The organism is Paenibacillus sp. AR247 (assembly GCF_002968895.1).
In the GTDB taxonomy this organism is placed as follows: domain Bacteria; phylum Bacillota; class Bacilli; order Paenibacillales; family Paenibacillaceae; genus Paenibacillus_AQ; species Paenibacillus_AQ favisporus.
In genome coordinates this window covers 44,113-49,463 of sequence record NZ_PCZT01000010.1, presented here as the reverse complement: position 1 = coordinate 49,463, position 5,351 = coordinate 44,113, and the positions used below count along the sequence as shown (strand labels likewise).

At 48.0% G+C, this 5,351-nt stretch carries 6 protein-coding genes; 2 read left to right on the top strand and 4 right to left on the bottom strand.

The genetic code is table 11. The features are described 5' to 3' along the window. Positions 1-225: 225 nt before the first annotated feature. Positions 226-447: an AbrB/MazE/SpoVT family DNA-binding domain-containing protein gene (locus tag CPT76_RS19725; protein WP_105444171.1), complete on the bottom strand. Its 222-nt coding sequence runs from the start codon at positions 445-447 to the stop codon at positions 226-228. Positions 448-632: 185 nt separating this feature from the next. Here CPT76_RS19725 and CPT76_RS19720 point away from each other — a divergent pair, with 185 nt between their 5' ends. Then, on the top strand, positions 633-1,478 hold the full coding sequence (locus tag CPT76_RS19720) for an alpha/beta hydrolase (protein WP_105444170.1): 846 nt from the start codon (positions 633-635) through the stop codon (positions 1,476-1,478). Between the two features lie 130 nt (positions 1,479-1,608). On the opposite strand, the gene CPT76_RS19715 is transcribed toward CPT76_RS19720, so the two are convergent. Then, the gene (locus tag CPT76_RS19715) at positions 1,609-2,586 is read right to left on the bottom strand and encodes an AraC family transcriptional regulator (RefSeq protein WP_258168666.1); all 978 of its coding nucleotides are present in this window, start codon (positions 2,584-2,586) and stop codon (positions 1,609-1,611) included. Between the two features lie 207 nt (positions 2,587-2,793). Here CPT76_RS19715 and CPT76_RS19710 point away from each other — a divergent pair, with 207 nt between their 5' ends. After that, positions 2,794-3,747 (top strand): SDR family NAD(P)-dependent oxidoreductase, encoded by a 954-nt coding sequence (locus CPT76_RS19710; RefSeq protein WP_105444169.1) that lies wholly within the window; start codon positions 2,794-2,796, stop codon positions 3,745-3,747. Positions 3,748-3,819: 72 nt separating this feature from the next. Here the strand turns inward: CPT76_RS19710 and CPT76_RS19705 are convergent, their stop codons facing one another. Beyond that, the gene (locus CPT76_RS19705) at positions 3,820-4,722 is read right to left on the bottom strand and encodes an AraC family transcriptional regulator (RefSeq protein WP_105444168.1); all 903 of its coding nucleotides are present in this window, start codon (positions 4,720-4,722) and stop codon (positions 3,820-3,822) included. A gap of 244 nt (positions 4,723-4,966) precedes the next feature. Further along, on the bottom strand, positions 4,967-5,351 hold a 385-nt coding region (locus tag CPT76_RS19700), incomplete at its 5' end, for a Crp/Fnr family transcriptional regulator (RefSeq protein WP_105444167.1).

Below are 5,351 nucleotides of genomic sequence, written 5' to 3'. Positions count from 1 at the left end.
ACAAAAAGCCCGGGATCGTCGTCCTCGGGGCTTATAACATTCATTTCTTTAGTTCATTCTATATATCGTTACTGGATCAGTAAGTTCAGTTTGGAGATAACCTCCGACAAGGTCGTCTGTGGAACGATTGCCGGCAGCTTACCTGCTCGTTCATGACCAGCTTGCGAATTAAACTGAAGCCACACCAAGTCGCCACGGTCTGGTACATACTCGTTGGCAACCTACTTACCAGCCTTCCAGATCCCCCGTGAAGACCTCTTTATGAATATTCTCGGGTGTAACTTGGGTAAGGAGCTCCTCTAACGAAGACGGCTTCGGCTTGATGATCAGATGTCCGTTTTCTACGTAAAGATCTACCTTGGAGCCTTCCTCCAGACCTACCTTTAAAGCAAGGGATTTCGGTATGCGAATACCCAAACTGTCCCCCCATTTTTGAACCTGAAACATGGAAAACCGCCTCCTATGCTTGTATATAAAAAGTATATACTTTGTTTCGTGAAGAAGTCACATCGTGGGTTCGTTATCCGGAAGTGTTATCAAGTCCTGTACCTATGGACCAATTCATCCATTGGATTGGATTCATATTCAGTTCATAAAGCTGCTTTATGATCTTCCTACAAGGAGGAGATGAAATGAGTAGGATAAAGACGGATATGTTATCTGTGCCTGGAGCAAGTATCCACTATGAGGTGCGCGGGGCAGGGCCTGTACTCCTGATGATCCACGGGGGCTGCGGTGATGCCGATGTATTTCTGGAGGTTGCGGACCAGCTTGCCGATCAGTATACGGTCGTCACTTACGACCGCCGGGGCCATTCCCGCAGCAAACTCACCAATCCGGCTGAAGATTACCGGATCGAGACGCACAGTGACGATGCTCACCGCCTCTTGGCCGCTTTAACCGATGAGCCGGCATACGTTTTCGGAAGCAGTTCCGGGGCAGTCATTGGACTTGATCTGACGATGCGCTATCCCGGACAAGTGCGTGTGTTGATTCCGCATGAACCGCCTTTGCTGGATCTTTTACGCGGCGATGAACGATTACAGGCCAAGACGATTATGGAGGACCTGATCGCAGATCACCGCAAGTTAGGCTTATTTCCGGCTTTTTTCAAGTTCACTTCATCCATTGGACTTCGAAATGATGACGGCCCCAGCCCTTCTTCGCCGCCGAGCGATGAACAAAAGGAACGCATGATTGCAAATATGGAATACTTCATGGCGAATGAAGCCCCGGGCGTGCTCGGATATGCTTTCAAGCTGGAGCAGCTCCAAGCTGCGCTATCTCATTCTACGGCACAAGTTCGCCCCGCTGTAGGCAGCACCTCAAGACATTATTTTCCCGCCCGCTCCGCCGAAGGATTGGCAGAACGATTGGAGGTAGACATTGCCGAGTTCCCGGAAAATCACATTGGCTACCAAGTGCAGCCAAAACCGTTTGCCGAGCGGCTGAAAGACGTTTTGAGCTCGCTTGGGTAGTGTACGAGAACTTATTTTAAAGCCCGCCCTCTATCGCCACTACGCAAGAAAAGCCAAGAAGGTGATGTTCTCCCTCTTGGCTTTTTCCCATATCTCATAAAAACAGATAAATGTCAGTGAAGAAATATACCTAACGACGAAACCTGTCCTTTTCTATTTCCTCTACACCGGGGCTATTCCTGAAAGCTTTGATATCTTTAGATGGTGAAGATCCAAAAAGCCTGCGATATTCCCGGCTAAATTGCGATACATTTTCATAACCAACTTCCATAGCTGCTGCAGTCACATGAATTGCGCCACCCAGCATAAGACGCCTGGCTTCATAGAGCCGAAGCTGCTTTTGATATTGTATAGGTCCTAATGTTGTTACGGCCTTAAATTTATGATGCAGCCCGGATACGCTCATGTTCGATAATTTTGCTAGTTCCTTTATGGTAATCGATTGAGCGTAATTCTCTTTGATCCATGCGATGGCTTTGCCGATCCCCTCGTCTTGCTGATCCATCATGACTTGTTGAAAAAAAATATGCCCTGAATCCCCAGAGAGCAGCCGAAAGATCATCTCGCGTTTCATCAGAGAAGACAAGTAACGATTCGCATCCGGTTTCCCGATTAGCTTAAGCAGACGGTAAAAAGTTTCCACCAAACCTTCGTCGGCTGTCCCGACGTATGCTCCGGTATTCAACTTTTTATTTCTTGGTTTAAAATCAAGACCAGCCTCCATGACCACAGAAGCGATCTCTTCCATCGTAAATTCAACGCGCAGACCAAAATAGGGTGATTGCTGGGTAGCCCCAATAATTTCTGCGGATGCCGGAATATCGACAACAGATACCAAGTAATCCCCAGCATGATAATCAATGACCTCATGGCCAAGATGAAGTTTCTTGGCACCCTGTAGAATCAGACAAATCGAAGGAGTCAAAACACCAGAAATTTCCGAAGTCTGCCGACTATACCGCATCGTCGTTAGAAACGGAATCATCGTCTGGGTACGACCCTCGACAAGGGTAATCTGTTTCGCAATTTCCAGCATTTGATCCAAATACATTTTGGATTGGGGGCTTTCCGTATATAAATGGTAGTACTTGATTTGCCGCTCTCCCACAATACTCACCAACTTTACTTTGATCGTTCCTCAGATGCTCGTTGGAAACCTTTCTTGTAATCGTAACTTAATTTTGGATAAAGGCAAAGAACGGTTTCTATCATTTGCAGTTTTGAGCAAGTTTTAAGCAGAAACAAACTATTTCCATATATCCATTTAAGTCATAATGACCTTGAGATTAGAAAATCAAGAAAGAAGGAAATCACAATGTCGGAGTCCTCATTGATTACAACCCCGTTTCATTCCGAATCGACAGCAAGCGAGGTCGTTGCAGGGATCAATCTTGCGGGTCGCAGAGCTGTCGTGACGGGAGCCACATCCGGAATCGGCCTTGAAACGGCCCGGGCTTTGGCTGAAGCGGGCGCCGAAGTGACACTAGCTGTTCGCAATCTCAATGCGGGAAAGCTCGCAGCCGAAGATATTGCTGTAACCACGGGTAATCCACTCGTTAAGGTAATGCCTTTAAATCTTACCGATCGATCCTCGATAGCCTCATTCGTTGCTTCATGGAGAGGGCCGCTGCACATCTTGATCAACAACGCGGGTATCATGGCAACGCCCGAGACGCGAACTCCTGAAGGATGGGAGCTTCAATTCGCTACTAATCATTTGGGACATTTCGCTCTAGCCACCGGACTTCACGATGCTCTAGCTGCAGCAGATGGCGCTCGCGTGGTCTCCGTTAGTTCTGCGGGGCATCTCCGCTCGCCGGTTGTGTTCGATGATATTCACTTCCTGCGCCGTCCCTATGACCCGTTTCTTGCCTACGGACAATCCAAAACAGCTAACATACTATTCGCCGTGGAAGCTTCAAAACGTTGGATCAATGAGGGTATCACAGCAAATGCTTTGATGCCTGGCGGTGTGCGAACTCCGGGAGTTGACCGTATACAGATCACTCCCGAGCAGATCAAAAAGCTAAACGAGACTAGAACAGGCTATCCGGAAATCATCTGGAAGACCCCTCAACAGGGAGCCGCTACTTCCGTGCTATTGGCAACATCTCCCTTGTTAAACGGTATCGGCGGCCGATATTTTGAAAACTGCAACGAGGTCGGACCTCGTGTTGGAGAGACTCAGTCGGGGCTCGCCTCTTACGCAATGGATCAAGGCGCGGCTGATGAATTGTGGAATGTGTCTATGGAATGGATTAATAGCTAATGAGTCACTAGCCTATTTCATACAAAAAGACCCCTTTACGAGGGGTCTTACGCTACGTTATTACATAATCGGCTATACCTTTTTTACCGGCCGCAGCACAGCATAACCATATCCTTCAGGGAAATGCCGTTGGTAGTCTTGTTTGATCCCTTCATCCCATTCGTAGCCCATACCTGTGGGGTCGAAGTTCCACGCCACTTCTTCAACGGTTCTCATCACAGCGCCATTATCCTTCAAATAGTCGAAAGGCGGGTGAAAAAAGACCAAATACTCCGATTCCGGAATTTCCCTGCACTCCATCCCTTCCGGAATGGGCCCCTCGTACTCCAGTGAAACAGGGATTCCATATAGGTACCCCTTTTGACCATTTTGGTAAAACCATCCCGCCGTCTGACCCATTTGTCCAGGGAGGGCGTGGTTGGACATACTCTCCAGAGTGCCGCAGATCTCGTCACAAGAATGTCCCCTTTCCCAGAATTCCCCAAAGTTTGCTGCGGAAAGGTCCCAAATCCCGATAAATTTGTGCGCCGGAATGAACTCGACTTTGATCTCCGCTGGTTGCAAATGCACCTTGCTCATCTTATCCCGCTCCTTGATCAAATAATGATAAGGCGAGAATACCTCCTGACGAATAGCCAACTTAATAGGTCGGGGAGCTTTTTGGTAAGCTGCGGGGGTGAGTTGAAAAGCTTTGTTGAACGCACGCGTAAACGACTCTTGGGATGAGAACCCGTACTTTAAGGCAATATCCAGAACCCGTTGGTCCGTGTCACGGAGCTCCAAGGCGGCTCGACTGATTCTTCGAGTCCAAACGTAATCCCGTAGTGTTATCCCGGTCAATTGGTTGAACTGCCTGGAACAATAATAAGGGGAATAGCCTAACTGCTCCGACATCTTCAATAAAGACGTACTCTCCGTTATATTGGCTTCGATCCAATCCACCATAAGCTGGACCATCTCGTTCCATTCGTACATGGAAGTCCTCCCTCCTTTCCCTTCGATCATAGCACCGGCGATCATCGTATATTTGATTCGAGTTGCAACATAAAAGCCTGGCGTTACTTGTGATAAGGTTCACCGCGCTGTCTGTAACGGCAAGTTTAAAAGGAACCTGGGAGGGAGGGGCCCTTTCTGTATATCCAGACTCGTCTATTGACTTAAGTCAATGCAAGGAAACATCCCCCTGGTTACAATTAGGGTGTTCGAACCAGTTAAGATCTTACTGGATTCTCTTCTTAATTCGGCTTAGCGACTCTGGCGTAATGCCGAGATAACTGGCCAGTTGATGTTGGGGTACCCGGTCGATAAGAGTACGGCGTTTCATGAGAAGTGTCTTGACGCGTTCTTCAGGCGAAGAAGCGATAAAAGCAGCGAATTCATCTTGGACCTGACTAAAGTTCTCCTCCATCATCCTGCGGGTCATGGATTCCAATTGAGGGTGTTTGGTATACATGTCCTGTTCCTTATCCAGAGCGCCAACAACCATAACCGAATCTTCGACGCACACGAAAGTGTAATCGGAAGACTTATCTGGTTTGTGATGATTGAAAATTGCGATGGCTTGCTCTTCGGTATAAAAGTTAGACGTGACCTCTCTGCCATCC

What these genes read in the sequence shown, in the direction of transcription:
- CPT76_RS19725 (WP_105444171.1), bottom strand. Translation starts at nt 447, where the DNA reads ATGTTTCAGGTTCAAAAATGGGGGGACAGTTTGGGTATTCGCATACCG.
- CPT76_RS19705 (WP_105444168.1), bottom strand. Translation starts at nt 4,722, where the DNA reads ATGTACGAATGGAACGAGATGGTCCAGCTTATGGTGGATTGGATCGAA.
- CPT76_RS19720 (WP_105444170.1), top strand. Translation starts at nt 633, where the DNA reads ATGAGTAGGATAAAGACGGATATGTTATCTGTGCCTGGAGCAAGTATC.
- CPT76_RS19710 (WP_105444169.1), top strand. Translation starts at nt 2,794, where the DNA reads ATGTCGGAGTCCTCATTGATTACAACCCCGTTTCATTCCGAATCGACA.